This window comes from Pseudothermotoga elfii DSM 9442 = NBRC 107921 (assembly GCF_000504085.1).
Classification (GTDB): Bacteria; Thermotogota; Thermotogae; order Thermotogales; family DSM-5069; genus Pseudothermotoga_B; species Pseudothermotoga_B elfii.
The window spans coordinates 1,159,089-1,183,762 of record NC_022792.1; the positions used below are offsets into that span (position 1 = coordinate 1,159,089).

Here is a 24,674-nt window from a genome sequence, read left to right on the forward strand (position 1 = left end):
TGATTACCCTCAGCCACACAAGTGGCTACGTTAGACAGTTACACCCCGGGATGCTGCTCAAGTTCCAGGCTCTGTCGTGCAGGTCTAAACAGTCCTGAGAGGTAGGGACAGTGACAGACATAACAAGCCTGTCTAACATTGGGGATGAGCACATTACAGGGATAATCTCTGAGTTATCGTCAAAAGACGATTGGAGTGATTGTGTGGTTTATGTAATTTCAGTGGAAAGGAGGAATCAGCGCACTTTTTTTCATCTTAAAAAAGATGAAGTTTCCTGCGCTGGTTTATGATGAAAAAGACTTCGTCTGAGTGGTTAAAAAACGAGATAATCAGATATATAGTGAGAATGGGTTTAAGACCAGACGAGAAACTTCCCTCTGAAAGAGAACTTTCAGAGATGTTTTCTGTAAGTCGAACTACGGTACGTGAAGCGGTGAAAATGTTAGAAGAGAAAGGGATTGTTAAAGTAGAAGCTCCAAAGGGAATATTTGTTTCAAGTGAACCACATGAATTGATTTTCGAAGTCTCTTTTTCGACAAAATTTGCCCCTACAAAAAATTTCATAATAGATCTGCTCAGAGTTAGAGGTGCAATGGAGGAGCTTGCAGTAGAACTTACTATAATGAACTCAAGAGATGCCGAAATATTCAGAGCTGTTGAAGATCTTAAGACCCTTAACCTGGTTGACCCAGATCAGGATATGAAATTTCACAGAAGATTTTTTGAGATGTCTGGAAATGCGGTTTTGATGAATTTCTTTGAGGCTTTTAATGATCTATTAAGTGTGATATGGCATCCACCGTTTGTCGAAAGAACTTTTGGTAGGGCAAGCCTACCCTACCATAAAGATCTTCTCCAGGCCATCGCCGATAGAAATTTGCATTCTGCGAAAGATGCAGTTAGAAAGATTATAGAAACAGATATCAAAATCCTGATTTCTTCATAGCAAAAAAAGCTTGCTGGAGATCTTCGATAAGTATCTCTGAATTCTCTAACCCTATGTGCAAACGCACGATTTTGTTTTTCTCAGTTAAACCTTCTCTATTAGTAGCAGCATAGGGCATAACAAGGCTTTCGTAGCCTCCCCAGCTTACAGCCTTTCTGAAGATTTTCAGAGCATTTGTAAATTTGATAATTTTCTCGATACTATCCACTCTGAGTTTGATACTCAGCAAACCACTGCCGCCTCTCATCTGTTTCTTTGCAAGTTCATATTGAGGATGTTTTTCATACAGTGGGTAATAAATGTCTTCTACTTCTTTAACTGTTTTTAAGAAATCCACAATCTTCAAAGTATTTTCCATGTGTTTTTGCATCCTCACATGGATAGTGCGTAATCCCCTGAGCAAAAGCCAGGCTTCAAATGGCCCTGGAGCAGCACCGATATTCATGAATTCTGTGTTAAAAATATAGCGAATATCCCGTTCATTTCCTGCAACGATACCAGCTACGACATCGCTATGGCCTCCTATATATTTGCTTGCAGAATGAACAACGATGTCTATCCCGAGCTCTATTGGGTTTTGAAACAATGGTGTTGCCCAGGTATTATCAATAACTGTTTTTATATTTTTGTCCTTAGCGAACTCTGCGATGGCTGATAGGTCTTGAAGTTGAAAAGTAAAAGTTGTTGGACTTTCTAAAAAAAACAATTTTGTATTAGATTTTGTACTTTTTATAAAATCGTCCGGATTTTTTCCATCTACAAAAGTGACTTCCACACCAAAACGATTTAAATATTGCGAAAAAAGCCTGTTGGTCCAGCCATAAGCATCTTTCACACATACAACATGATCTCCACTCTTCAAGAAAGCCATTGTAGCTGCGCTGACAGCGGCTATTCCGGATGAAAAAAGTTTTGCACTTTCTGCTTTTTCAAGCGCGGCAATTTTCTTTTCAAGCACTTCAACTGTGGGATTTTTGCCTCGCGTATAAAGATGTGCATCAAATTCACTTAGCAAAGATTCCTGAAATTGCTCGAAACTTTCAAAAGAAAATATAGAGGTTTCGTAAATCGGTATACTGACTGGAGAGTACGAAAATCCATTTTCACCGAAGCTATGCAGAATTTTTGTTATATCCATTGGTTTCCTCCTCTCACTCCTTAACAGCACCTTGAGTTAAACCTTGAACAATATATTTTTGAGCAAAAGCGAAAATAAGCATCGCCGGCAATAATGCGATAATGACACCTGCTGACATGGCTCCCCAGTCTATATCTGCTTTTCCAACAAAGGAGTTTAGCCCAACAGGTATTGTTTTTTTGTGTTCGCTGTTTAAGAGCATTATCGCTAAAAAAAGCTCATTCCAGCAATTGACAAAAGCAAAACAAAATGTGGCTGCAAGTCCAGGAGCAGTAACAGGAAAGATAACTTTGAAAAGCATCTGGTGTCTTTTACATCCATCTATCAACGCGGCTTCTTCGATGCTTTCAGGTATTCTCTCAAAAAAGCCTTTCATCATTATAGATGAAAATGGTGTCATCATTCCAGTATATATGAAAATTAAAACCAGCAAATTGTCAACCATTCCAATTGGTCCGAGCATAACGTAGATAGAAGACATCAGCATAAATCCGGGGATGATCTGAGTAATAAAGAGCGTGAAAAAAATCATTTTGCTGCCGCGGAATTTTTTCCTCGCGAGCACATAGCCACTGAAAGAAGCAACGATCAATGCACTCAGGGCAGAGACAATTGAAACAAAGACACTGTTAAGCGTGTACTTGCTAAAATTGAGCGATCTCAGAAGATATTTGTAATTTTCAAAAGATACATTTTTTGGCCAGTATGTGATCGGGTAAGTATAAATTTCTGTGGCATCCTTTAATGAAGTTATTAGTGTCCAGTAAAGCGGAAACAAAGCACAAATTAGAAAAATACCAAGAGCAATGATTTTTAAAACCAGAAGAAGATTTTTCATCAAAATCCACCCTCACTGCGTGAAAACTTGAGATAAAAGTACGAATACAAAACAAGTATTGCCATTATAGTTACTCCTATTGCCGAGGCAATTCCGTAATTATATTCATTGTAGACCTTGCTTATGAGGAGAGTAGAAAGTATGTGTGAGCTTCCGGCTGGTCCTCCATTGGTCATTGAGAAAATGATATCGGGAAAATTGAAAATCCAGATAAATCTGATCAGCGTCGTGTTTACTATCACTGGCTTCACGTATGGAATAGTTACGCTGATAAAACGCCTGAAAGAATTGGCCCCATCTATCTTGGCTGCTTCATACAGTTCCTGAGGTACCGATTGTAGAGCAGCGAGAAGCATTATTGCAAAAAATGGCACGCCATACCAGATATTTGCGATAATCGCAGAATAAAGTGCATATTTTGGATCAGAAAGAAAAGCTATTCTTTCACTTATCAATCCAGCTCTCAATAAAAGATCGTTTATCACACCGGCAGACCCGTGAAACATCCACCTGTATTGAAGTCCTATTACAAAGCCAGAAACAGCCCATGGATAAAAAACGAGTCCTGTGTAAATACTTCTCCCTTTGAAAGGTTTTCTGAGCAAAAGAGCCAGTGAAAAACCCAGTGAAAACTGCACAATCAAAGAAACAAAAACCCATATAAATGTATTTTTTATAGCTAACAAAAACAGAGGATCTTTGAAAGCATCACAAAAGTTTTTGAAGCCAATGAATTTTTTAGTTAAAAAGTACATGTTGTAATCCTGAAATGCCATAAGTAAAGATCTTATGGCAGGTACAAAAATGACAAGAGAAATTAAAAGCAGTGTAGGGAGAATCATGTTCAATACGAAGTTTTTCTCTTTTCGCACGTTACCACTCTCTCCTCAAAAGGCGGGGTATTAACCCCGCCTGAATCTCATTTTGCTAGGTTGTATTCTTTTTTCCAGAAATCAGCCCACTCTTTTACGGCTTCATTCAAATTTTTTCTTCCAAGTATGATATTTTGAATGTCGTTTTTGTGCTTCTCTGCGTAAGCTGGGAAACCCGGCATATGGACAGGTCTTTCGTAAAAAACGTATTTATCAGGATTTGTCAGTTCCTCATACCAGGCTTTGTATGGGCCTGTCGCGTAGTATGGATCAGAAAACGCAGATTTGCAATTTGGTATTGTACCGTTGAGTTTTGAAAAACGAGCGTTCACTTCTGGTGAAGACAGGAACTTAATCAATTCCCAGGCTTCTTTTTTATATTTTGAATAAGAAGCAATACCCCAACCAGCATTTCCATAGTCTAAATAAACTTTTCCGTGAGGTCCGACAGGCATTGGGGCAACACCGTAAAGATTGCTATCCCCAAGTCTTCGCTCAACTATTGGAACAGTATCGGGATCCTGTATCAAAAAAGGCGTCATGCCAGAAACAAAACCATTTACCTGTTCTGCCCATCCCCAGTTAAGCGAATCTTTTGGCGAGCAATCCCTGTACAGATTAATCCACATTTTTAACCCTTCAATTGCGCCAGGTGTATCGTGATACGGAATTCCGTCTGTTGTAAGATATCCTCTGTCTGGGTTAGGGTCGATATTGGGAACATATGACATTATAACTATCTCTGAAAAAGAGTGCTCACTTGATCCTCCTCTGAAAGCAAAACCGTATTTATTTTCAGAAGGGCTGGTCAATTTTTTAGCATATTCATAAAGTTCTTCCATAGTTTTTGGAACAGGCATGTTATTTTGTTCAAGGATATCTTTTCTGTAGAAAAGTGCTTTTATGAAAAATCCATAAGGTATGTAATAAACTTTCCCATCAATTTTAGTAGCGGCTTTCTTTGTCAGATCTAAAAGATCGTCCCATCCACTCCAGGAAGTGGCAAAATCGGTTAAATCTGCCAGGTTCTTGTTGTTTGCATGAATTGCCAGAAAATTATCTCTTACTTCAAACACATCAACTTTCTGTTTTGTGTTCAGCATCATTATAAGCTTTTGATCTGAACTTTCGTAAGGTGGGGAAATCAGTTCAACTTTGATATCTGGGTGTGCCTTTTCAAATTCGTCAAGAAGTTGCCTGAGCAATTCTGTTCTGGCAGGACTTGTAATTGTTTCAACCATTGTAAGTGTAATGCTAAACATGAATACGACAGCAAAAAATACCAGAGAGATTGTTAAAAAACGCCTCATGAACTCACCTCCTCTTTTGGTATCATTATCATACCATGATGTCATGATTTATGTCAAACAAGATCGAAATATCTTCCAGTGTAGCATATGTTACAGAATCAGGTCTGTGCAACTGGTAAGCTTAATGTAGGAGGTGTGTATATGATTTATGATATGAACAGCGCAAAGATTGTTGTAAAAAACGAAGCCGTCGATGCAAGAAAAATATACGAAAAACATGTTGTTGTAGCGCACATTTCCATACAGCCCAATAAAGTTCTGGAGAAACACTCTTCTGATACAGATGCTTTGATGTATGTCCTTGAGGGAAAAGCGAAAGTCACAATAAATGATCAAACGGTACTTTTATCGAAAGACCAAATAGTTGAATTTCCAAAAAATGTAATGCATGAGATTGAAAACATAGGTAATGATGTTCTGAGAATACTGGTGTTCAAATACCCCGAAGAGTGAAGATTATCTACCACCTTTTTTAAAGAATACTGTATAAAGTGTTTGTAATATGATTTTCAGATCGATCAATATATTTCGGTTTTTTACGTACCACAAATCATAGCTTAGCTTGACTCTGGTTTCTTCTATTGTTTCTGAATAAGGATAGTTTATCTGCGCCCAGCCAGTCAGGCCCGGTTTTATGTTATGACGGTAACTATAAAAAGGTATCAGGGCACTATAGCGGTCAACAAATTCTGGTTGTTCCGGTCTTGGACCTACTATACTCATTTTTCCTATTAAAATGTCATAAAACTGTGGAATTTCATCAAGCCTGAATGGCCGCATCCATTTACTTATTTTCATCATTCTATGGACTTCTTGACTGGCCAATTTTGCCTCTTTGTTCTCTCCTTTCATGGTTCTGAACTTGTGTATTGTAAATGGTTCTAAATTTAATCCAATTCTCTTCTGGCGAAAAATAACAGGTAGGCCATCTTCAAGCAGTATGCAAATTGATATAAGAATCACCAGTGGAGAAAAAAGAACCAGTCCAACAATACTTCCAGCTATGTCTAAAATTCTCTTTGCAGGACTTGGCATATATTCTCGTTGAAAAACCGCTTTGTAGTATTCCTCGAAAAGCTCCAGCAATTCAACAGGGATTCTTTTAAGGGTGTCTTCAGCTAAATGAGGTAAGTAGATCACCCGCTTTCCATTCTGCCTGGCTTGCATTATTAAATCTTGTGCCTGTGGCTCCAAGGAAGGATCAGCAATCAACAATTTATCAATTACCGCAGAAAGCTTTATTTTTTCTTCCATAGCAACCGTATGAGGATTTGTGTAGGCATAAACTCTTATCTTTCCCAAAGATGCTTTTTCTATTTCTGCCATGATTGCCTTAATTCTTTCGTTCGTACCGATTACAAGATAGTACTGAGGTTTTATCTTCTTGAACTGAATATTCCATAAAATATTTGAAATTATTGGAAAATAAATAGCACTGAGCAAAAATGATACCAGAAACATTTTCTGTGAGAAAGAAACTGAGGTTAACAAAACTATCAGTAACATAATGAGATGAGCAAAAAATGAGCCAAGAATATAAGATATGAAACAGCTACTCAGACTGGAAAGTATATCCACTTCATAACCCTTGAAAGAGTAAATGACAACAAATAAAAAAACATTTAAGAAAGCATATATGTAAAAAGTTCTCCACGGGATTATTAATAGCTGAACAGCTATCAAAGAAAACAATTGTAATAAAAACACCGACGTTTTCAAGGACATAAACCGCTTCTTCACAGTATTCCTCCATTTGAAATAATTTTTGCCACGAAAATTATATCTCAGGAATACTGTGGCGGTCAAATAATGAAAAAATGTGGATTAAATTCTAATTTTGTAACATTGATATATTGCTTTATTATAGAGTTCGCACGGCTTATTTTAATTTATAGATTATATTTTACATTATTCGCTCGACAAACTATTGCCCAATTGCTCTATCATTTGTTTGGCTTCCTCATTGAAATTTTTCCACTGAAATACAGCATCCTGAGCCTTTAGCCACAGTTCCCGAAGTGAATTCAATGTTGATAAAGATTCTGATAACTTATTTCGCAGCTGTTCTTCCCTTTTTTGCGAATCTGCCAACTTCTTTACCAAAGCATCTATCTGATCTTGTTTTTGTTGCAGGGCATCTGTCAGATTTGTCACAGAACCCTCGGCTGTTTCAAGAAGCATCGTGAGAGACTGAATTTGTTCGTTTGCATTTGCCAATTCTTCTTCCAATTCTTCGATTTGTTTCTCTCTTTGATAAAGCATTTCCTGCAAAGTTGTTATGGAAGCTTGTGCATCCGAGAGTTGATCAGTTAACATGAATATTTGCTCATCTTTTTCTTTTACAAGCTTTGTTGCTGTAGCAGGTACTGTACCTTCTAAAATAGAAATATATTCATCTTTTTTCTCAATTAACTCTTTTTGACTTTTGTTGATATTTTCTTGATTCTGGAGTTGCTGTTTCAAATTGTTTATCATATCATCTTTTTTTCTAAGCTGATTTTCCAGGTCAGCTATTAACCTGTCTCTTTCATGTAAAGACGTCTGCAGATTTGTTACACTGGCAGTCATACTTTCAAGCTGATTTTGAAGATCTTCTACCTGCTTGTTCGATGTTTCTAATTGATTTTCCAGCTTGTCAACATATCCTTTGTTTTTCTGAAGAATCGACAGAATTAGATCAAATTTCTCGCTGTGTATATCGATATACTCTTTCTTTCCCACCCAGGTATGCAACTCTGAATCGAGCATATATTCAATTTCGTACTCAGTTTTGCTTTCGAATTCCGTAATATAAAACACGTCTTTTGCAAGCAAAAACATACAGATTAAAACAAACAAAACTATAAGGATCCTTGCTTTCATTCCAACCCCTCCAATGTCATCTTTTCATGTAGGAAATTATAACATAAGAGATAAAATCAATATAATACAAGGTAGAGGTATTGATTTTTCAGGATTTTATAAATGATTCCTATACCATAAGTACTTTTGATTTGATCTTCCATTGAACTCAACTGATTGACAAATTATCAAGTTTTCGTTTGCGTTTTATTATACTACAACTCTGCGTTATATATAGTTCAAACCAGGGCGCTTGCCTTTCATTCAGCCTTTAAATAAAGAGAGGGCTTCCCGGGGGGGAATTGTAAATTTGGTTGATGTCAATATCGGTAAACTCACCCCGATCAGAGAAGCTGTTACAGTAAGAGCAAGTTAAAATCATGATTCAGGTTTTCAAAAGATGTTGCGATTTGTTTTTCAAAAGATTCAATAAATTGTTCATGCTGAATTATAAGGTTTTCCAGTTTATTTATCATTGAAATAATGCTGCTTTTCTCTGGTCCTCCCAATACTTTTCTGATCTCTATAAAATGCTCGCACGATAAAATGTGTTGAAATTCCTCCGGATTGATTTCCATTTCTGGTTTTTCTTTTAGATGTTCTTTGATTACATTGCTGAAGTTTTCGAAGTTCAAACCAGTTTTGACAACCTCAGAGACTATCAGGTGGGCTTTACGGAAACTTATTCCAAAACGCCTGACCAGTTCGTCAGCGAGTTCAGTGGATGTTGCCCCAAACTGGGCGGCTATTTCTCTCACTCTATCTGTTCTCACGATGACTTTTTCAACCATTTCACTCAGCAAAATTAGAACCTGGTTTGAAATATCCATCGCGTTCAAAAACTCACGAAGGACAAAATCTCCATTTTCATTTACGTCTTGATACGGTACATTCAGAAAGACATTTTCAATATTGCTGAAGGCGTTTGCTGCCATGTTTGCCCTTAGTCTAAGATGTTCTAAAACAACCGGGTTTCTTTTTTGAGGCATTATGCTGCTGATTTGAACAAGTTCATTCGGAAATTGCAACACGCCCACTTCGCTCGATGATTTGTGCATTATATCTTGAATGAACCTGGTAATATCAATCATTAGATTTCTCAACAATGCACCTGGTAAAGTAATCCAGTGAGAGGTTGATATAGCCTGATACGAATTTTCCAGAGGCCTGTTGAAACCTAAGTAATTGCTCACAAGATTCCTATCTATGGAAAAACCAGTAGTGGTTATCGCTCCAGCACCCATAGGGCACTCGTTGACAATGTCAAATGTTTCAATAAGCTTTTTCGATACTTGAGTCAATTCTCCTGAAAAAGCGAGCAGATAATGGGCAAAACTTGATGGTTGAGCTGGCTGACCATGCGTGTAGAGAAGAAATACTGTGTCGATATTTTGCCCAGCTTTCCTGATAAATTGTTTTATCAAATTAAGTAATTCTTTCTCAAACTGGATTAAAACGTTTCTCAAAGCCATTCGAAATATTGTTGCATCAATATCATTTCTACTCCTTGCTGTATGCAAAAAGCCCGCCACATCTTCGCCCATGAGATCGCCAAGCTTTTTTTCAAAGAGTAAAACCAGATCTTCAACATTCTCAGGTAATTCTTTCACTTTTTCATTCTGCAATTTTTTCAACCCGGTGGCTATTTTGAATACCACGTCATCTGGAAGAATTCTACACTTATGAAGCATCAATAGATGAGCTTTATTCAGCTGATGATAATGGTCGATCATCTTTTTCCAGTTTTCAAAAGAGCTATCCAGAACGATGTTTTTATAAACCTGTGAAAATCTCATGGAACCAGCTCCAGTACTTGTGCAGCGTTTTTGTATAAAACCATATCAATTTCCTCATCACTATAGCCGACATGGACCATAGCTCTGATTTGTTCGTCAAGATAAGCCTTGCAAAAACCCCTCGGGAACCAGCTTGAATCTGTTCCAAAAATAATTCTTTCTGGTCCTATTGTTTCTCGATATTTTCTAAAAAGTGCCTCGAGATTAACTTCATACGGCATCCATCGCATCCATTGATTGGAGCCGCTTGTATCGATATAAACATTTGGGCACGCCCAGCATAGATTCAATGTCTCAAAGACATAGCCACAACCAAAATGTGGTACGATAAATTTAATTTTTCTGAATTTTTTTGCCACATCGTGGATTATCAAAGGATTGATATTCACATGATAAGCAATCCCTCCTGCAGCGCCCATTATCCCGAAATGAATCAGCACAGGCAGTTCAAAGTGATTCGCAACTTCCCAGACTGGATACAAACTTTTATCATTCAGCGGTGTATCGACAGTTGGACCCAATATTTTGTATCCTTTAAGCCCTTTTTCAACAGATTTTTCTAAAATTTCTGCTGCGTCTTTTGTTGAAGGATCATGGTGCGCATAGCCAATAAATTTATCAGGGTGTTTTTTCACAAGATTTATCATGTTCTCATTTCCACCAGACGTTACAAAAACGACTTTTTCGATGTCATATTTCAAAGTTTCCTGATACCAGAGTTCCGCAATTTCATCAAAATTGCTGATTTCGATTGGTTTTTCAAATCTCCATGCCTTAAACCATTTTTCGTTCTCATGTCTTAACCATGGCTCTTCGATATCTTTTTTTATTTTAAACATATAAGGAAAATGAACATGCGAATCGATTAGCTTCATCAGATCACCCTTTCAGCCCTGAAAGCATTATTCCCCGTATTATTTGTCTCTGGAATATCAAAAATATTATTATCAAGGGAAATGTTGAGACAGTCGCTCCAGTCATTATTAACTCCCATCTCATTAGGTTTTCGCTTGAAAAATATGAAAGGCCAACAGGTAAAGTATACATTTTAGAATTTGAAGCCACTATAAGAGGCCAGAGAAAAGCATTCCAGTTACCTATGAAATTCAGTATTGCAAGAGAGGCTAAAGCTGGTTTTACTAATGGTAAAGCCACTTTGTAAAATATTCCAAATTCTGATACTCCATCAATCCTTGCTGCATCGAGGAGATCATCCGGTATCGTTTCCATAAATTGCCTCATCAAGAAAATTCCGAAAGCCGTTATCATGCCAGGAAACATGATGCCCCAGTAAGTGTCAATCCACCCCAGCTTCGATGACATCACATACCAGGGAATTATCAGCATTTCTGTGGGAATCATCAGAGTGCTGAGTATGAATATAAAGATTATATTTCTGCCAGGAAATTTGAATTTTGCAAGAGTATAACCAACGAGAGAGTCGAAAAATAAAACAGATAGCGTTGTTGACAGAGCCACGATCAGACTGTTCAAAAACCACTTTGGAAACAATGAGTAGCTCAAGATCTGCCTGTAATTACTGAGTGTAGGATTTTCTGGTAGAATCTTTGGGCGATATACCTCTCTAAAAGGCTTTAGAGACGAAAGAACCATCCATACAAATGGAAAAACCATCACAACAATGAGCAATGTCAAAATTACATAACTCAAAATCTTTACTGTCTTATCCATCTTCGACACAACATCACCGCCTCAATACTGAACCTTTTTGTTTAGCACCCTTAATTGAAGCACAGTTATTCCAAGTATTATCAAAAAAAGAATAGTTGTTGCTGCTGACGCGGTACCCATCTCAAAAGATTTGAATGCTTTCTGGTAAATATACAAAACGAGCGGCTTGGTAGAATTTAAAGGACCTCCAGACCCTTGATCCGTCATATTATAGACTTGAGTAAAGATTCTCAGAAAAATAATAGTCTCCATGACGGTGAGAAACACAATCACAGGGTTTAAAAGTGGAATAGTTATTCTGACTAAAACTTGCCTTCTATTTGCGCCATCTATCCTGGCGGCTTCTATATACTCTTTTGGTATAGTCTGCAATCCAGCTAAAAATATAATCACACAGTAGCCAAGTTCAACCCAGACAGTTGTCGCGACTATTGATGGTAAAGCTTGCGCTGTATCTGAAAGAAAAGTCCCGGTCGGCAAACCAATGGCAGAAAGAAAGTTGTTTATAACACCAATTGGCGGTCTTTGATACATCCACCGCCAGACCCAGCTTACAGCCACAAGGGGTGTTATGTACGGTATTACGTATACCAGCCTGTATAAACTTTGAAATTTCGTTATGTTATTTAAGAGTAACGCCAGGCCAAGTGATAGAATTATCACAACTGGGACCCCAAGGATAACATATTTAAGCGTGTTGAAAAGCGATATTCTAAAAACCTCATCTTGAAAAATTTTCACATAATTTTCTATTCCCACGAATTTTTTTACGGGCGATATTATGTTCCAGTTAGTAAAGCTTATATAAAAAGCGTAAATCATAGGGTAAAAACGTATAAAAATGAAAAAAGCTAAAGGTAGACTTAGAAACATATAGGCGGTCAAAACTTTTTTTTGGCGGAGTTTCAAAACCATCACCTCTCAAAAAAGCGCGGCTTCAAGCCGCGCTTGTGTTATTTGCCGATGCCTTTCCAGAACTCATCAAGTACTTTCTGTTCTGTTTCTGCTGATTGCTTGAAAGCTTCTTCCGGAGAAATACCCTTCAACCAGACCTTATCTACAGCATCCATTATTACCTGTCTTTGCTCTTTTTCATCAACAAAGAATGTTGCATGGGCGTACTCAAGTCCTTTCAAGAAAGGACCATATACTGGATCATCATAGTATTTTTCCGCAACTTTCGGATTTGCTGGCAATTCGCCTACTTTCTCGAGCCATAATTGCATAGATTTTTCACTTGCAAGGAATTTAAGAAATTTGATCGCAGCGCTTAATTTCTCACCGGTTGCGTTCTTCGTGATAGCATTTGCCCAGAAAGAGGCAAAATTGGATTTAATACCGTTGTATTCAGGTAACTCTGCTACACCAAAGTTTATCCCTGCATTCTTGAGTGCGCCTATCCGGAAAGAGCCATCAATATTCATAGCTGCTGATTGGGACATAAAAGCTGTTATGTCATCATTCATGAAACCTGGATAACCAACTTTGTGAACAGTTATCAAATCTGTGTAAAATTTGAGTGCTTCCGGTACATTCTGGTACGTAACTTTTTTATAATCTTCGCTGTAAGGGGCTCCACCAAATTGTCTTACAAGTACTTCTCTGATCCAATGGTGACCTTGCCCCGAAGGTTGTGTGGCCATACCTGCCTGAACGATATTACCCTGCTTGTCATATTTCGTGAGTTTTCTGGCATATTCAACCAATTCATGAAGAGTCTTCGGTGGCCTGTCTGGATCCAGTCCGGCCTCTTTGAAAAGATCTTTGTTCCAGAACAATGCAAGACTTCTGACCGCTATTGGAAGTGCATAATATTCTCCAAGAAATTCCACTCCTTTTTGTACAAAAGCGAAGAAGTTTTGATTAAAATACTCATCGTTGAATTCATCTCTTGGAAGTGGTTGAAGATATCCAGATGTGACATATTTCGGGATCCATCCATAATATAAGTTCACTACATCTGGTCCTGTACCAGCCGGAACTGATGCGGCTACTTTCTCATTGAATGTCTCGTAAGGGAATGTAACGTGTTCAACTTCAATATCCGGGTAAAGTTTTTCAAATTCCTTTATCAGTTCATCGATCGCTTTGACTTTCGTTTCGAAATAATACTGCCAGTACACAATCTTTGTTTTTGCTGAAACAGAAATCAAGAAAAACATTACCAAAAGAATCACCCAAAATGCCCTTTTCATGATGATCCACCTCCTCAATCCACCACAAAGAACTCCTTTTGAACCAAATAATTTGCGCCAACAATCACTCCCATATCTCCAAGCTCTGATTTTTTGAACGATATGCTTTGGAATATTTCTGCCGGTACTGTTTTTTCAAAAACAGGCATGATTTTTTCAATAATTTTGTCGTATTGATTAAAACCAATCCCACCCGTGATAACCACAACTTCCGGATCAAGCAGGCAAATAGCATTTACCATAGCAAGAGCAAGATGTTCGCATGCTTCATTTAAGATGTTGTTTAAATCTTCTGAGCTTGCCGTTCTTCCAAAAAAGTCTTTTAAAGACATATTTTCTCCGATTTCTTTTAATTTTTTCTCAAGTGCATATCCAGAGAACCATTTTTCTAAGTTGCCGAATGGAAAATCATTATATTTTTCACGCGACCAATCAGTAATCATGTATCCTATTTCCCCTGCCATGCCTCTTGAGCCGTTGCACATGTGCCTATCTAATATGATCCCAGCACCGGTACCGGTACCAAGTGAAATAAGTAAAACATTTTTGTGTCCTCTGGCAGCTCCTTTCCACATTTCGCCAAGTGCGTTCAAATTTACATCATTTGCAACTAATGTAGGGAGATCGACCTCTTTTTGCACCATCGACTTTAATTCAATGTTTCTGAGATTAAATGCTGGCATATAATATACGAATCCATTTTTCATATCAACTGTTCCAGGAACTCCAATGCCTATTCCAAGGATTTTTTCTCTTTCCTCAAGAAAAGGAGAAATATTTTTGCAAATTAAGTTGAGAAGATCGTCTTTTCTCGTAACGCCCTTTGAAGAAACCACTCTGGTTTCAATTACTCTGCTTTCCAGATCTGTAAGGGCAACTCTTAACTTGGTTCCACCAACATCGATTGCAATTATGTAACGGTAGTCTGGTTTAAATTCAAGCAAAATAGGTCTCTTACCACCTTTCGAAGAACTTTTTCCCTTTTTCACCTCCCTTATCACTCCCAAACTGATGAGCCCTGATACAATCTCGGAAACAGCGGGTTTACTCAAACCAGTTTGAAGGGATAATTTCGATCTCGAGATATGACCTGACCTTCTTAAAATTCTCAGAATCTCGCGTTCGGAGTTTTTCTGTATCAAGAAATATGCCCCCTTGTATGTTAGTTATCTTTCTTTACTAACTGTAGACACAAACCGCGTGATCTGTCAAATTCAATAAAACCATACAATAATTGACAAAAAGCATTTATTAGAAATTTGCGTACATATTCTTTGTTTACCTTCAAAATTCTTGCATTTTCAACAAGATAACAATAAATTAGTTTCCAACAAAAGATCTTAATTAAATGTCTTGTTGATTTTGCCGTAAAAAAGCGGTTCAAATATTATCCTTGCAAGAGCGTATGGCAGATAATTTTTTAAAAAGAAAGATTTTAATATGACGATCTAATTTCTTCACATTACGTAATTATTGATTTTTTAAATATTGTATGTTATACTTTAGCCATGTTTAACTTTTCACAAGGGGGTGTTTGAGGTGAAAAAATTTTTCACTCTGGTTGTTATGTTTATATCCATTCTGATTTTTGCCGAAGATGTCATCAAAATTGGGGCCATATTTCCTCTGACTGGACCAGCAGCAGCCACAGGAGTGAAAATAAAATACGCCATAGAAGTTGCTCAGGAAATAATCAATGGGGTTTATCCTGACGTCGATCTTGATCTTGCAAAATCTCAGGGACTCAGCAATTTGAATGGAGCAAAAATTCAGTTCATTTTTGCAGATCATCAAGCAAATCCGGAACTTGCTATGGCAGAAGCTGAAAGACTTATTCAAAATGAAAAAGTTGTTGCCTTAATTGGTTGTTACCACTCTTCAGCAACAAAGCCGGCAAGTCAGATTGCAGAAAAATATGGAATACCATTTGTCGCTGGTTCTTCGAGTTCGGCAGCACTCACAGAAAGAGGTTTGAAGTGGTTTTTCAGAATAGCACCTCATGATGGAATGGAGACAGATTTCTTTTTCCTGTATCTTAATTATCTTAAGGAAAAATACGGCGCGAACCTGAGCAGAGTGGCAGTAGTGTACATCGATAATGAATATGGCGTCCATGCTTCTCTTATGGTCAAAGAAAAAATAAAGAAATACAGTGGATTCAATTTAGTAGCTGATATCAAATATCCTGCTAATGTAACTAATGTTGATATTGAGGTTCAAAAAATCCGAGCAGCTAAACCAGATGTTATTATCCATGCTTCTTATATAGGGGATATGACAATGTTTGTGAAAAAATACAAGGAATTTAATGTGATGCCAAAAGTAGTTTTATCATTTTGCGGAGGATATCAGGACCCACAGTTCGTTATAAACCTTGGAAAAGATGCCAATTTCTTCTCTGGAACAAATGCAACGACTTCAGCACTCTTTTCAAAAATGGCAATCCTTGCAAAAATAAACCAGCTTTACAAAGCAAAATCTGGTGTTGATATCGACGGACCAACATTGGAAGATTTCGCTTCTGCAATGGTTATAGCTGAAGCGATAAATATTGCAAAATCTACAGATCCGTCAAAAATACTCGAAATACTGCAAACTCAAACTTTTTCAGCACCGTATTTTGTCTCTGGAAAAATCAAATTCGGTCCCGATGGGCAGAATCTCTATTCTGCGTCGGTTATGACTCAAATTCTTGATGGTATTTATGAAGCTGTCTGGCCAGAAGCTTTCCAGACAAAGGAGCCAGTTCCATACTTTCCTGAATGGAATAAGAGGTGAACATCGGGGGCCTTCCCCGATGTTTTGTAAGGAGGATGTCCATGATTCTTCAGATTGCCCTAACAGGGATACTTGTAGGATGTGTATATTCGCTGGTTTCAGTTGGGCTTACACTTGTTTGGGGATTGATGGATATCATAAATTTTGCTCACGGCGATTTTATGATGATTTCTATGTACACAGTTTTCTGGCTTTACAGCTTGTTTAAATGGGATCCATTCATATCTCTTCCAATTGCAGTTATAGTTGCAGCTGCACTTGGATTAACCACGTATAAACTTATCATCAAACGTTTGGTAAATGCTCCAGGTCTTATGGCTTTGCTTGCCACTTTTGGGCTGAGTTTGTTTATAAGAAATTTTGCTCAATTTCTCTGGAGCCCGAATTACAGATTCATCGGTGAATCGATTCTTTCTGGAAAGCGGATCATTTTTGGCGACATAATTATTGGCTTTCCACAACTTTTTGCCGCTGTTGGAAGTATTTTAATAACCTTATTGATAGCACTTTTTATAAAAAGAACCAGAATAGGGAAAGCTATACAGGCAACAGCACAGAACAGGGATATTGCCGAATTAATGGGGGTTGATACTGAGAAAATTTACATGCTTACATTTGCAATTTCTGGTATTTGTGTTGGTGTGGCTGGTACACTTCTTTCGGGAATCTTTCCCGTTTATCCTGAATCTGGAGCAATGTATGGTTTACTTGCTTTCGTTATAGTAGCACTTGGTGGTTTTGGAAACATATGGGGGGCATTTTATGCAGGTATACTCATTGGCCTTGCCGAAGCTTTGGGGGGATTTTATTTTGGGACTCAATTTAAATATGCAATAGCATTTCTGATATATCTTTTGGTTTTACAGTTCAGACCAAAAGGTTTATTTGGATGGTGAAATAAAATGAAAAAACTTCCTTTGTATGTGATTCTAACAGCGTTTTTTCTTTTACCTCTGATCATTCCAGATGTAAATTTTCAACACATCATGATTATGTTGCTCTTATTTGCAGGTCTTGGTGAATCTTGGAACATAATTACTGGCTTTGCAGGTCAGACATCTTTTGGGCATGCCGCTTTTTTTGGAATAGGAGCTTACACCTCCACGGTTCTGTTTTACAAATTTGGAATTTCGCCATGGGTTGGCATGATTTCAGGTTCGATTATTGCAGCTGTGATTGCTTTTCTGGTGAGTTATCCATGTTTCAAATTGAAAGGCCATTACTTTGCCATAGCAACATTGGCAGTCGCGGAGATAATAAAACAGCTTTTTGTGAGCTGGGACTATGTTGAAGGTGCTACTGGCATTTCAATCCCTGTTGTTGATAACAGTTTCTGGTTAATGCAATTTCACAACTCTAAAATTCCTTACATTTTAATTGTATATGCACTTTTTTGTCTCAGCCTCTTTGCTGCTATAACGATTGAAAAAAACAAAACGGGATACTATTTGAAAGCGATACGCGAAAGTCATGAGGCGGCAGAAGCTTTAGGGATCAATACTACCAGATACAAACTTTTTGCAATGATAACAAGTGCTGCTTTGACCTCACTCTTTGGTACTCTTTATGCACAATATATTTTGTATATTGATCCATTCATGGTTTTCAGCCTGGAGATTTCAATGAAAATAGTTCTTTTAACTGTGCTTGGAGGACTTGGAAATGTTTATGGACCTATAATAGGCGCTTCTATTCTTATCCCACTTTCAGAATACACACGAAATTACTTAGGGGGAACAGGCAAGGGGATAGATTTGATGATTTACGGCGCATTGATAATATTGATAGCATGTTTTGAACCCCAAGGTGTTATTGGTATTCTAACAAAGCGCAAAAAGCGGGGTGCCGTATATGGCAGAAGTTCTGCTTGAAGTCAAAAATGTAACAATGAAATTTGGCAATCTTGTGGCGAACAACAATATTTCATTTGAAATAAAAGAAGGAGAGTTAGTCAGTCTAATAGGACCCAACGGCGCAGGTAAGACCACAATTTTTAACTGCATCAGTGGGTTTTATAAACCAACCTCTGGAAAAATATTTTTCAACCACACCGATATAACAAACAAAAAGCCGCACGAGATAGCCAGTATGGGATTGGTTCGAACTTTTCAGATTGTGAAACCTCTCAAAGATATGACAGTTATGGAAAATGTTATAACAGGTGCTTTCCTAAGAACTTCAAGCAGAAAGGAAGCCGAGGATATCGCAAATCGTGTTTTAAAATTGACCAATCTTTTGCCAAAAAAAGATATGTTAGCCGGAAGCCTCACAATAGCAGACAAGAAAAGACTGGAGATTGCGAAAGCCCTTGCGACCAGGCCGAAAATGTTAATGCTTGATGAAGTGATGGCGGGTTTGAACCAATCAGAAATAAAAGAAGCAATGGAGTTATGTGTGAATCTCAACAAACAGGGTATAACACTTTTGATAGTAGAGCACGTTATGGAAGCTATCATGCCCATATCGCAGAGAGTAATAGTTTTGAGTGCGGGAGAAAAAATCGCCGAAGGCACACCAGAGGAGATTGTAAATAACGAAAAAGTAATAACTGCTTACTTGGGGGAGAGATATTATGCTAAGGTTAAGCAATCTAACAGCAGGTTATGACACCGTGCCTGTTGTTTTCAATATTTCACTTGAAGTTGCTGAATCGGAATTAGTAGCAATCGTTGGATCGAATGGCGCTGGTAAATCAACCATTTTGAAAACAATATCAGGGTTGCTGAAACCCTTTTCTGGGGAAATAGAGTTTCTGGGTAAAAAGATCCACAAATTGACTCCCCACGAAATAGTAAAGCTTGGAATTGCTCATGTTCCGGAAGGCAGGCATATTTTCGCAAAAATGACTGTCAAAGATAATCTTTTAATGGGAGCGTATACTATCAAAGACGAAAAGAAAATACACAAACTTTTACAAGACATATATGATCTTTTTCCCAGGTTGAAAGAAAGAGAAAATCAAAAAAGTGAAACTCTCTCTGGTGGAGAACAGCAAATGCTTGCTATAGCAAGGGCACTCATGGTTGATCCAAAGCTGCTTCTTGTTGATGAGATGTCCTTGGGATTAATGCCAGTCATGGTCGATAAAGTGCTCGAAACATTGAAGAAGATCAATGTAGAAAAAAAAGTAGCTATCTTACTCGTCGAACAAAAAGTGCAAGAGGCACTCGAGATAGCTGATAGGGGTTATGTAATACAAACAGGAAAAATTGTGGCGGCAGATAGCGCCACAGCTCTTCTAAATAGCGAACTTGTCAGGAAAGCTTATCTCGGTTTGTGAAACTATTTTGTTCTATTCTGATAATCTTTCCAGTCTTTCATGAATCTATCTATTCCTATATCAGTTAACGGGTGATTAAACATTGATTGGAGCACCTTGAACGGTACAGTTACTATATCTGCTCCGATTAAAGCAGCATGAACGATATGCATTGGATGGCGAACACTTGCAACTATTATTTCTGTGCGAAAATCATAATTCTCTATAATCTGCACGATCTCTTCTATTAATTTCATACCATCAGAAGAAATATCGTCCAATCTGCCTACAAATGGGCTAACGTACCTTGCTCCTGCTTTCATTGCCAGAAGAGCCTGTGCAGAAGAGAATATAAGCGTCATATTTACCGCTATATTTTCTTCGCTCAGAACTTTTGTTGCTTTCAAACCATCTTTTGTCATGGGAATTTTTATAACCACGTGTTTATCAATTTCTGCCAATTTTTTTGCTTCCTCAATCATTCCATTCCAGTTTAAAGCTGTTACTTCAGCTGAAACCGGCCCCTTGACGATTTCACAGATTTCTTTTATTCTTTTCTCGAAAGGCACATTTTCTTTTGCCACCAGTGTGGGATTTGTTGTCACTCCATCTATTACACCCCAATCTGCAGCTGTTTTTATCTCTTCCAGATTTGCAGTGTCAAGGAAAATCTTCATATTTTCACCTCCAAAAGTGGTAACAATTGATACAGTGAATCTTCTTTTAATATGTTACCATGCGATTGTGAGGTGATAAAATGAGTGAATTCTTAAAAAATAGTGAATTTAAAAAGCAAAAAATAAAGGAATTCTTGAAAAAGATCCACGATGGAGAAGATGTGAAAATTATAAAGAAAGAATTTAAAGATTTCCTGAGCGGTATTTCCCCACTTGAAATACCGGTGCTTGAACAGGAACTTTTGAAAGAAGGCATCACGGCAAAAGAAATAGCAAAGATGTGCGATATTCACGTTGAGTTATTTAGAGATGCAGTTTCTGACTCTGTTAAAAATCTTGAAAATTTACCGGATGGGCATCCTTTGAAAACATTGATTCTGGAAAACAGAGAAATAGTGAAAGATGCGGAATTAGCAAGCCTTATATCAGCTTCAATTAAAGCAGGCAGCGATCTTAAAAAAGATTTGCTTGATAAACTGGTCCAAATACTGGAAGATCTTTCTTCAATAGGAAAAACACATTACAGTCGTGAAGAAATGTTAATCTTTCCGTACCTTGAAAGACGTGGGATAACTGCTGTACCGACAGTTTTATGGACAAAACACGATGAAATAAGAGTTCAAATAAAATTATTGCTATATTTTCTAAGAAGTAATAACAATATAACTGATGAATTCCTCAAGTCAGTTCATGAAAAAACATACAAACTTTCAAGTGCCATAATAGACATGGTTTTCCGTGAAAATAATATTCTGTATCCAACGATAAATATTTTATTAAATGAAGGCGAATGGTTAGCAATAAAAGAGCAAGAGCACGTTTTTGGATATTACAAAATTCAACCAGAAGATCAATGGCAAACCTTAGATAAGCCTTTGCAGCCATTTGAAACACAAGATGAAATAGACGATGAACAATTTAAAAAATTACCAGATGAGATAAAGATGGTTTTGCAGAACGCAAAACCTCGAGCCGAACAGCTGGCCATTCAAAGAGAGGGCGATATTAAGCTTGATATAGGTTATCTTTCTATCGAAGAACTCAACACCATACTCAACAACCTTCCGTTTGATATAACTTTTATAGACAAAAGTGACAGAGTTAGATTTTTTTCCTCAAACCACAGAATTTTTCCAAGAACTCCATCTATCATAGGTAGGTTTGTTCAACATTGCCATCCACCAAAAAGTGTCCCTATAGTAAACAAAATTCTCAAAGCGTTCAAAAACGGTGAAAAAAATTTTGCAGAATTCTGGATACAAATGAATGGTAGATTTGTTTACATAAGATATATTCCTGTGTATGACAGCAAAGGAGATTATTCAGGCACCATCGAATTAGTGCAGGATATAACCGATATAAAAAAATTGGAAGGCGAAAAGAGATTGCTTGATTGGAAAGATTAAATCACCTAACTCGATACTCTTTCCACTTGCCTTTTGAGAAAACAATTGCGGCATATGCTAATTCGGCAATTTCTGCAATTATGAAAGAAAACCAGACGTATAGGCTTGGTAGTTTGAACAGCAGAGTAACGATTGCAACGTAAGGTAGCTGTGCAAACCATCTGCCGATGATGCTCGATAACATTGCTGGCAACGTATATCCAGCGCCGAAGAAACTACTCATTAGTGCGACTGCAAAAGCAGCGATAAGAATAGACCAGGAACCAATTCTCACAGCACTGACTCCTTCGGCAATTACTTCTGGTTCATGAACAAAAAAATTCATAATTGTCTCGGGGAAAATGTTTGCCAGAACAACAAATCCAAGAACAAACAGAGAACTATAGATAGCTGCAAGTAACACAGTCTTTTCGGCTCTTTCAATTTTATTGGCGCCAAGATTTTGTCCGATGATTGTGCTTGCACCCATTGAAAAACCCATCAAAGGTATGAATGCAAGCCCCATAAGTCTGCTAACAACGCCTACTACTGCTAATGTAGTCGAGCCGTAAGCTGCCAGAAATTTCATCAAAACGGCATTTGACAGACTCCTCATGAACACTTCGACGCCGCTTGGAAGCCCAATAGTCATAAGTTTTTTATCGATTTCTCTGTCAAGCCTGAAAAGCCCACGAATTGAAATCTTTATTTCTCCTCTTCCCTTCAGCAAAAGACCAAATCCCCATATAAATGCCACACATGTTGATATAACTGTCGCAACTGCTGCACCGCTTACACCAAGACCGAATCCTTTCATGTTGATACCAGGTATTTTTTCAAACATAAATACCGGATCAAGAATTATATTCAATACGGCACTTGCTCCCATTATAATCATAGGCAGTCTTGATTCGCCTGTGGTTCGCTGCGCTGTATACGTTGAATAAGTTGCAAAAAAGATTGGCATGAAAAAACTTCGCCAGTATCCATATTCAAGGCCTGCTTGTATTACTTCCCTGTCTTTACTAAAAAAGCTCATCAATGGCTTGAGGAACAAAACCAAAAGAAGCGAAGCTATTAATGCAACAAAAGCTTTAAAAACAATAGTTTGTTCTATAACCCTGTTTGTTCTCTCATAATCTTTTGCACCATAATTTTGCGAAATGAGAGATATTGAACTAACGCCTATTATTTCATTGAGAACTTCTATCAACCAGAATACCGTTGAAAAAACGGCTACTCCGGCAATTGCTTTGGCGGAAATTCTGCCTATCCAGAACATGTCGACAACGTCATACAATGCTTGCAACGCAAAACCGCCCATTGTGGGCAGTGCCATATAAAATAAATTCTTGGTCAGGTTACCTTGCGTCAAATCTCTACTCAAACATATCACCTTTATTCAGCTATTTTGTGTACAGGCATCTTAGATTTTACACATTTAATGTATCTTCACAAAATATCTTTTGTTTACATAATGGTAACTTAAAAATCTTTGAAGTTATCGTAGATGTAATAGATTGTAATCGCGAGAAATATTTAGAATTAGGTGGATATTTGCTGATTTTGGTTAATAATCCTGTCAAATGATTATTTATAAGATAGTAATGTTATTTGACAAAAACGCAAAAAATGTGTATTTTACTAATTGTTTCTCGGTAACGTTACCGTTATAAACCAAGGGGAGGTGTTTCAGGTGAGGAAGACTTTTATTTTCCTACTTCTAACACTGCTTGCGCTTTTTATTTTTGCAAAAGAAAAAATAGTTATCAACAGCTATATGTCGGACCCAGCTCCAAGAAAAGCATTCGCTGAACTTGTGAAGATTTTTCAGGAGAAGTATCCAGAATACGAGGTTACTGTGAACACTTTCGCCCATGAAGATTTCAAAACACTCTTAAGAACATGGCTTGCTGCTCCAAAAGGAACTGCTGATGTAGTAACATGGTTTGCAGGCGAACGCATGAGATATTTTGCCGAAATGAAGTTGATCACACCTGTAGAAGAAGTATTCAAAGAGTCATCCTGGGAAAATTATTTTCCTGCATCCTTTAAAAGCACCTGCTCCTATAACGACAGAATCTATTTCATACCTCAGAGCTGGTATTGGTGGGGAGTCTATTACAGAAAATCGGTCTTTGAGAAATATGGGATAAAAGAGCCAAAAACATGGGATGAATTCCTGAAAGTTTGCGAAACTCTAAAGGCAAATGGAATATCGCCAATCGCGATTGGTAGCAAATTTCCATGGACTGCAGCTGGCTGGTTTGATATCTTGAATCTCAGAATTAACGGCCTTGATTATCATATTGATCTTACGGCTGGTAAAATCCCGTACAACGATTCAAAACTTTTAAAGGTATTTGAATACTGGAAACAGCTTGTGGATAACGGATATTTATTGCCAAATCACACGTCTTATGAATGGCAGGAAGGCGCTACTTTTCTTTTTAGAGGTCAGGCAGGTATGTATTACATGGGGCAGTTTATCAAAGATGTAGCCCCGGAAGAAGTGAAGAATGATCTGGATTTCTTCAGATTCCCAATCATCGATCCTTCTGTACCGCTTTATGAAGAAACGCCCATCGATGGTTTCATGATTCCAGCCAATGCTCCAAACAGGAAGGGAGCAATAGAGTTTTTGAAATTCATTGCTTCCAAAGAAGCACAGGAGAAATTTGCCAGAGATCTTGGAAGGCTTGCTGCAAATATCGAAGTTGCCCCGCCTGATGAACATGCCAAAAAAGGTCTTGACATGATACTTGCTTCTGCCGGTGTTTCGCAATTCTACGATAGAGATACCAATCCAGAGATGGCTGAAATTGGAATGAATGCACTTATAGAATTTCTACAGAATCCTGGAAAAATAAACTCCATACTCGATAATCTGGAGATGGAAAGAAAGAGAATTTACGGAATCAAATGACTTTGCCCGTGGGAATCCCCC

The 24,674-nt window shown here is 37.7% G+C and carries 24 protein-coding genes; 10 read left to right on the forward strand and 14 right to left on the reverse strand.

What is annotated here, in order from left to right; all coding sequences use genetic code 11:
* The first annotated feature begins 110 nt into the window (after positions 1-110).
* Positions 111-290 (forward strand): hypothetical protein, encoded by a 180-nt coding sequence (locus TEL01S_RS05640; RefSeq protein ID WP_028844054.1) that lies wholly within the window; start codon positions 111-113, stop codon positions 288-290.
* Complete coding sequence (locus tag TEL01S_RS10710) at positions 287-946, forward strand: FadR/GntR family transcriptional regulator (RefSeq protein WP_012003151.1); 660 nt, start codon at positions 287-289, stop codon at positions 944-946. Before TEL01S_RS05640 ends, TEL01S_RS10710 begins: the two co-directional genes overlap by 4 nt.
* On the opposite strand, the gene aar is transcribed toward TEL01S_RS10710, so the two are convergent.
* From aar to TEL01S_RS05665, 4 genes are read right to left on the reverse strand one after another with little or no spacing between them, the layout of a single operon-like run.
* Positions 924-2,084, reverse strand: coding sequence for a bifunctional L-alanine/L-glutamate racemase (aar, locus tag TEL01S_RS05650; protein WP_028844053.1), 1,161 nt, complete (start codon positions 2,082-2,084; stop codon positions 924-926). The two genes, TEL01S_RS10710 and aar, sit on opposite strands and share 23 nt — an antisense overlap.
* A gap of 13 nt (positions 2,085-2,097) precedes the next feature.
* Positions 2,098-2,922: a carbohydrate ABC transporter permease gene (locus tag TEL01S_RS05655; RefSeq protein WP_012003153.1), complete on the reverse strand. Its 825-nt coding sequence runs from the start codon at positions 2,920-2,922 to the stop codon at positions 2,098-2,100.
* A complete protein-coding gene (locus TEL01S_RS05660) occupies positions 2,922-3,794 on the reverse strand; it encodes a carbohydrate ABC transporter permease (protein WP_012003154.1) in 873 nt (290 codons plus the stop codon). The genes TEL01S_RS05655 and TEL01S_RS05660 overlap by 1 nt, the downstream gene beginning before the upstream one ends.
* A gap of 47 nt (positions 3,795-3,841) precedes the next feature.
* Positions 3,842-5,104: an ABC transporter substrate-binding protein gene (locus TEL01S_RS05665; RefSeq protein WP_012003155.1), complete on the reverse strand. Its 1,263-nt coding sequence runs from the start codon at positions 5,102-5,104 to the stop codon at positions 3,842-3,844.
* Positions 5,105-5,245: 141 nt separating this feature from the next.
* Between TEL01S_RS05665 and TEL01S_RS05670 the strand changes: the two genes are divergently transcribed.
* On the forward strand, positions 5,246-5,557 hold the full coding sequence (locus TEL01S_RS05670) for a cupin domain-containing protein (protein ID WP_049753350.1): 312 nt from the start codon (positions 5,246-5,248) through the stop codon (positions 5,555-5,557).
* 3 nt (positions 5,558-5,560) lie between these two features.
* Here TEL01S_RS05670 and TEL01S_RS05675 read toward each other — a convergent pair whose 3' ends face one another.
* The 8 genes from TEL01S_RS05675 to TEL01S_RS05710 form a co-directional block, all read right to left on the reverse strand.
* The gene (locus tag TEL01S_RS05675; RefSeq protein WP_012003157.1) at positions 5,561-6,844 is read right to left on the reverse strand and encodes an exopolysaccharide biosynthesis polyprenyl glycosylphosphotransferase; all 1,284 of its coding nucleotides are present in this window, start codon (positions 6,842-6,844) and stop codon (positions 5,561-5,563) included.
* 168 nt (positions 6,845-7,012) lie between these two features.
* Positions 7,013-7,966 (reverse strand): coiled-coil domain-containing protein, encoded by a 954-nt coding sequence (locus TEL01S_RS05680; protein WP_038051619.1) that lies wholly within the window; start codon positions 7,964-7,966, stop codon positions 7,013-7,015.
* 335 nt (positions 7,967-8,301) lie between these two features.
* A complete protein-coding gene (argH, locus tag TEL01S_RS05685; protein ID WP_028844050.1) occupies positions 8,302-9,741 on the reverse strand; it encodes an argininosuccinate lyase in 1,440 nt (479 codons plus the stop codon).
* Entirely contained in the window at positions 9,738-10,616 is an 879-nt protein-coding gene (locus TEL01S_RS05690; RefSeq protein ID WP_012003160.1) for an amidohydrolase family protein, read from the reverse strand. Before TEL01S_RS05690 ends, argH begins: the two co-directional genes overlap by 4 nt.
* 4 nt (positions 10,617-10,620) lie before the next feature.
* Positions 10,621-11,433 (reverse strand): carbohydrate ABC transporter permease, encoded by an 813-nt coding sequence (locus TEL01S_RS05695; protein ID WP_038051934.1) that lies wholly within the window; start codon positions 11,431-11,433, stop codon positions 10,621-10,623.
* A gap of 21 nt (positions 11,434-11,454) precedes the next feature.
* Positions 11,455-12,342 carry a carbohydrate ABC transporter permease gene (locus tag TEL01S_RS05700; protein ID WP_012003162.1) on the reverse strand — a complete coding sequence of 296 codons (888 nt, stop codon included), beginning with the start codon at positions 12,340-12,342 and terminating at the stop codon, positions 11,455-11,457.
* 44 nt (positions 12,343-12,386) lie between these two features.
* Positions 12,387-13,628: an extracellular solute-binding protein gene (locus tag TEL01S_RS05705; protein ID WP_012003163.1), complete on the reverse strand. Its 1,242-nt coding sequence runs from the start codon at positions 13,626-13,628 to the stop codon at positions 12,387-12,389.
* 14 nt (positions 13,629-13,642) lie between these two features.
* Complete coding sequence (locus tag TEL01S_RS05710; protein ID WP_012003164.1) at positions 13,643-14,770, reverse strand: ROK family transcriptional regulator; 1,128 nt, start codon at positions 14,768-14,770, stop codon at positions 13,643-13,645.
* A 397-nt stretch (positions 14,771-15,167) separates the two neighbouring features.
* Here TEL01S_RS05710 and TEL01S_RS05715 point away from each other — a divergent pair, with 397 nt between their 5' ends.
* From TEL01S_RS05715 to TEL01S_RS05735, 5 genes are read left to right on the forward strand one after another with little or no spacing between them, the layout of a single operon-like run.
* Positions 15,168-16,406, forward strand: a complete 1,239-nt coding sequence (locus TEL01S_RS05715) for an ABC transporter substrate-binding protein (protein ID WP_051366177.1) — start codon at positions 15,168-15,170, stop codon at positions 16,404-16,406.
* A 41-nt stretch (positions 16,407-16,447) separates the two neighbouring features.
* Positions 16,448-17,302, forward strand: a complete 855-nt coding sequence (locus TEL01S_RS05720) for a branched-chain amino acid ABC transporter permease (protein WP_012003166.1) — start codon at positions 16,448-16,450, stop codon at positions 17,300-17,302.
* 6 nt (positions 17,303-17,308) lie between these two features.
* A complete protein-coding gene (locus TEL01S_RS05725; protein WP_012003167.1) occupies positions 17,309-18,277 on the forward strand; it encodes a branched-chain amino acid ABC transporter permease in 969 nt (322 codons plus the stop codon).
* Entirely contained in the window at positions 18,258-19,013 is a 756-nt protein-coding gene (locus TEL01S_RS05730; protein WP_012003168.1) for an ABC transporter ATP-binding protein, read from the forward strand. Before TEL01S_RS05725 ends, TEL01S_RS05730 begins: the two co-directional genes overlap by 20 nt.
* Positions 18,979-19,686: an ABC transporter ATP-binding protein gene (locus TEL01S_RS05735; protein WP_028844046.1), complete on the forward strand. Its 708-nt coding sequence runs from the start codon at positions 18,979-18,981 to the stop codon at positions 19,684-19,686. Before TEL01S_RS05730 ends, TEL01S_RS05735 begins: the two co-directional genes overlap by 35 nt.
* Positions 19,687-19,688: 2 nt before the next feature.
* On the opposite strand, the gene fsa is transcribed toward TEL01S_RS05735, so the two are convergent.
* Positions 19,689-20,342, reverse strand: a complete 654-nt coding sequence (gene fsa, locus TEL01S_RS05740; RefSeq protein WP_028844045.1) for a fructose-6-phosphate aldolase — start codon at positions 20,340-20,342, stop codon at positions 19,689-19,691.
* 80 nt (positions 20,343-20,422) lie between these two features.
* Between fsa and TEL01S_RS05745 the strand changes: the two genes are divergently transcribed.
* Positions 20,423-21,748 carry a DUF438 domain-containing protein gene (locus TEL01S_RS05745; RefSeq protein WP_012003171.1) on the forward strand — a complete coding sequence of 442 codons (1,326 nt, stop codon included), beginning with the start codon at positions 20,423-20,425 and terminating at the stop codon, positions 21,746-21,748.
* 1 nt (position 21,749) lies between these two features.
* Here the strand turns inward: TEL01S_RS05745 and TEL01S_RS05750 are convergent, their stop codons facing one another.
* On the reverse strand, positions 21,750-23,114 hold the full coding sequence (locus tag TEL01S_RS05750) for an MATE family efflux transporter (RefSeq protein WP_012003172.1): 1,365 nt from the start codon (positions 23,112-23,114) through the stop codon (positions 21,750-21,752).
* A 309-nt stretch (positions 23,115-23,423) separates the two neighbouring features.
* Between TEL01S_RS05750 and TEL01S_RS05755 the strand changes: the two genes are divergently transcribed.
* Positions 23,424-24,653, forward strand: a complete 1,230-nt coding sequence (locus TEL01S_RS05755) for an ABC transporter substrate-binding protein (protein ID WP_012003173.1) — start codon at positions 23,424-23,426, stop codon at positions 24,651-24,653.
* Positions 24,654-24,674: the final 21 nt, after the last annotated feature.

What these genes read in the sequence shown, in the direction of transcription:
- TEL01S_RS10710 (WP_012003151.1), top strand. Translation starts at nt 287, where the DNA reads ATGATGAAAAAGACTTCGTCTGAGTGGTTAAAAAACGAGATAATCAGA.
- aar (WP_028844053.1), bottom strand. Translation starts at nt 2,084, where the DNA reads ATGGATATAACAAAAATTCTGCATAGCTTCGGTGAAAATGGATTTTCG.
- TEL01S_RS05655 (WP_012003153.1), bottom strand. Translation starts at nt 2,922, where the DNA reads ATGAAAAATCTTCTTCTGGTTTTAAAAATCATTGCTCTTGGTATTTTT.
- TEL01S_RS05665 (WP_012003155.1), bottom strand. Translation starts at nt 5,104, where the DNA reads ATGAGGCGTTTTTTAACAATCTCTCTGGTATTTTTTGCTGTCGTATTC.
- TEL01S_RS05670 (WP_049753350.1), top strand. Translation starts at nt 5,246, where the DNA reads ATGATTTATGATATGAACAGCGCAAAGATTGTTGTAAAAAACGAAGCC.
- TEL01S_RS05680 (WP_038051619.1), bottom strand. Translation starts at nt 7,966, where the DNA reads ATGAAAGCAAGGATCCTTATAGTTTTGTTTGTTTTAATCTGTATGTTT.
- argH (WP_028844050.1), bottom strand. Translation starts at nt 9,741, where the DNA reads ATGAGATTTTCACAGGTTTATAAAAACATCGTTCTGGATAGCTCTTTT.
- TEL01S_RS05690 (WP_012003160.1), bottom strand. Translation starts at nt 10,616, where the DNA reads ATGAAGCTAATCGATTCGCATGTTCATTTTCCTTATATGTTTAAAATA.
- TEL01S_RS05695 (WP_038051934.1), bottom strand. Translation starts at nt 11,433, where the DNA reads ATGGATAAGACAGTAAAGATTTTGAGTTATGTAATTTTGACATTGCTC.
- TEL01S_RS05705 (WP_012003163.1), bottom strand. Translation starts at nt 13,628, where the DNA reads ATGAAAAGGGCATTTTGGGTGATTCTTTTGGTAATGTTTTTCTTGATT.
- TEL01S_RS05720 (WP_012003166.1), top strand. Translation starts at nt 16,448, where the DNA reads ATGATTCTTCAGATTGCCCTAACAGGGATACTTGTAGGATGTGTATAT.
- TEL01S_RS05725 (WP_012003167.1), top strand. Translation starts at nt 17,309, where the DNA reads ATGAAAAAACTTCCTTTGTATGTGATTCTAACAGCGTTTTTTCTTTTA.
- TEL01S_RS05730 (WP_012003168.1), top strand. Translation starts at nt 18,258, where the DNA reads ATGGCAGAAGTTCTGCTTGAAGTCAAAAATGTAACAATGAAATTTGGC.
- TEL01S_RS05735 (WP_028844046.1), top strand. Translation starts at nt 18,979, where the DNA reads ATGCTAAGGTTAAGCAATCTAACAGCAGGTTATGACACCGTGCCTGTT.
- fsa (WP_028844045.1), bottom strand. Translation starts at nt 20,342, where the DNA reads ATGAAGATTTTCCTTGACACTGCAAATCTGGAAGAGATAAAAACAGCT.
- TEL01S_RS05745 (WP_012003171.1), top strand. Translation starts at nt 20,423, where the DNA reads ATGAGTGAATTCTTAAAAAATAGTGAATTTAAAAAGCAAAAAATAAAG.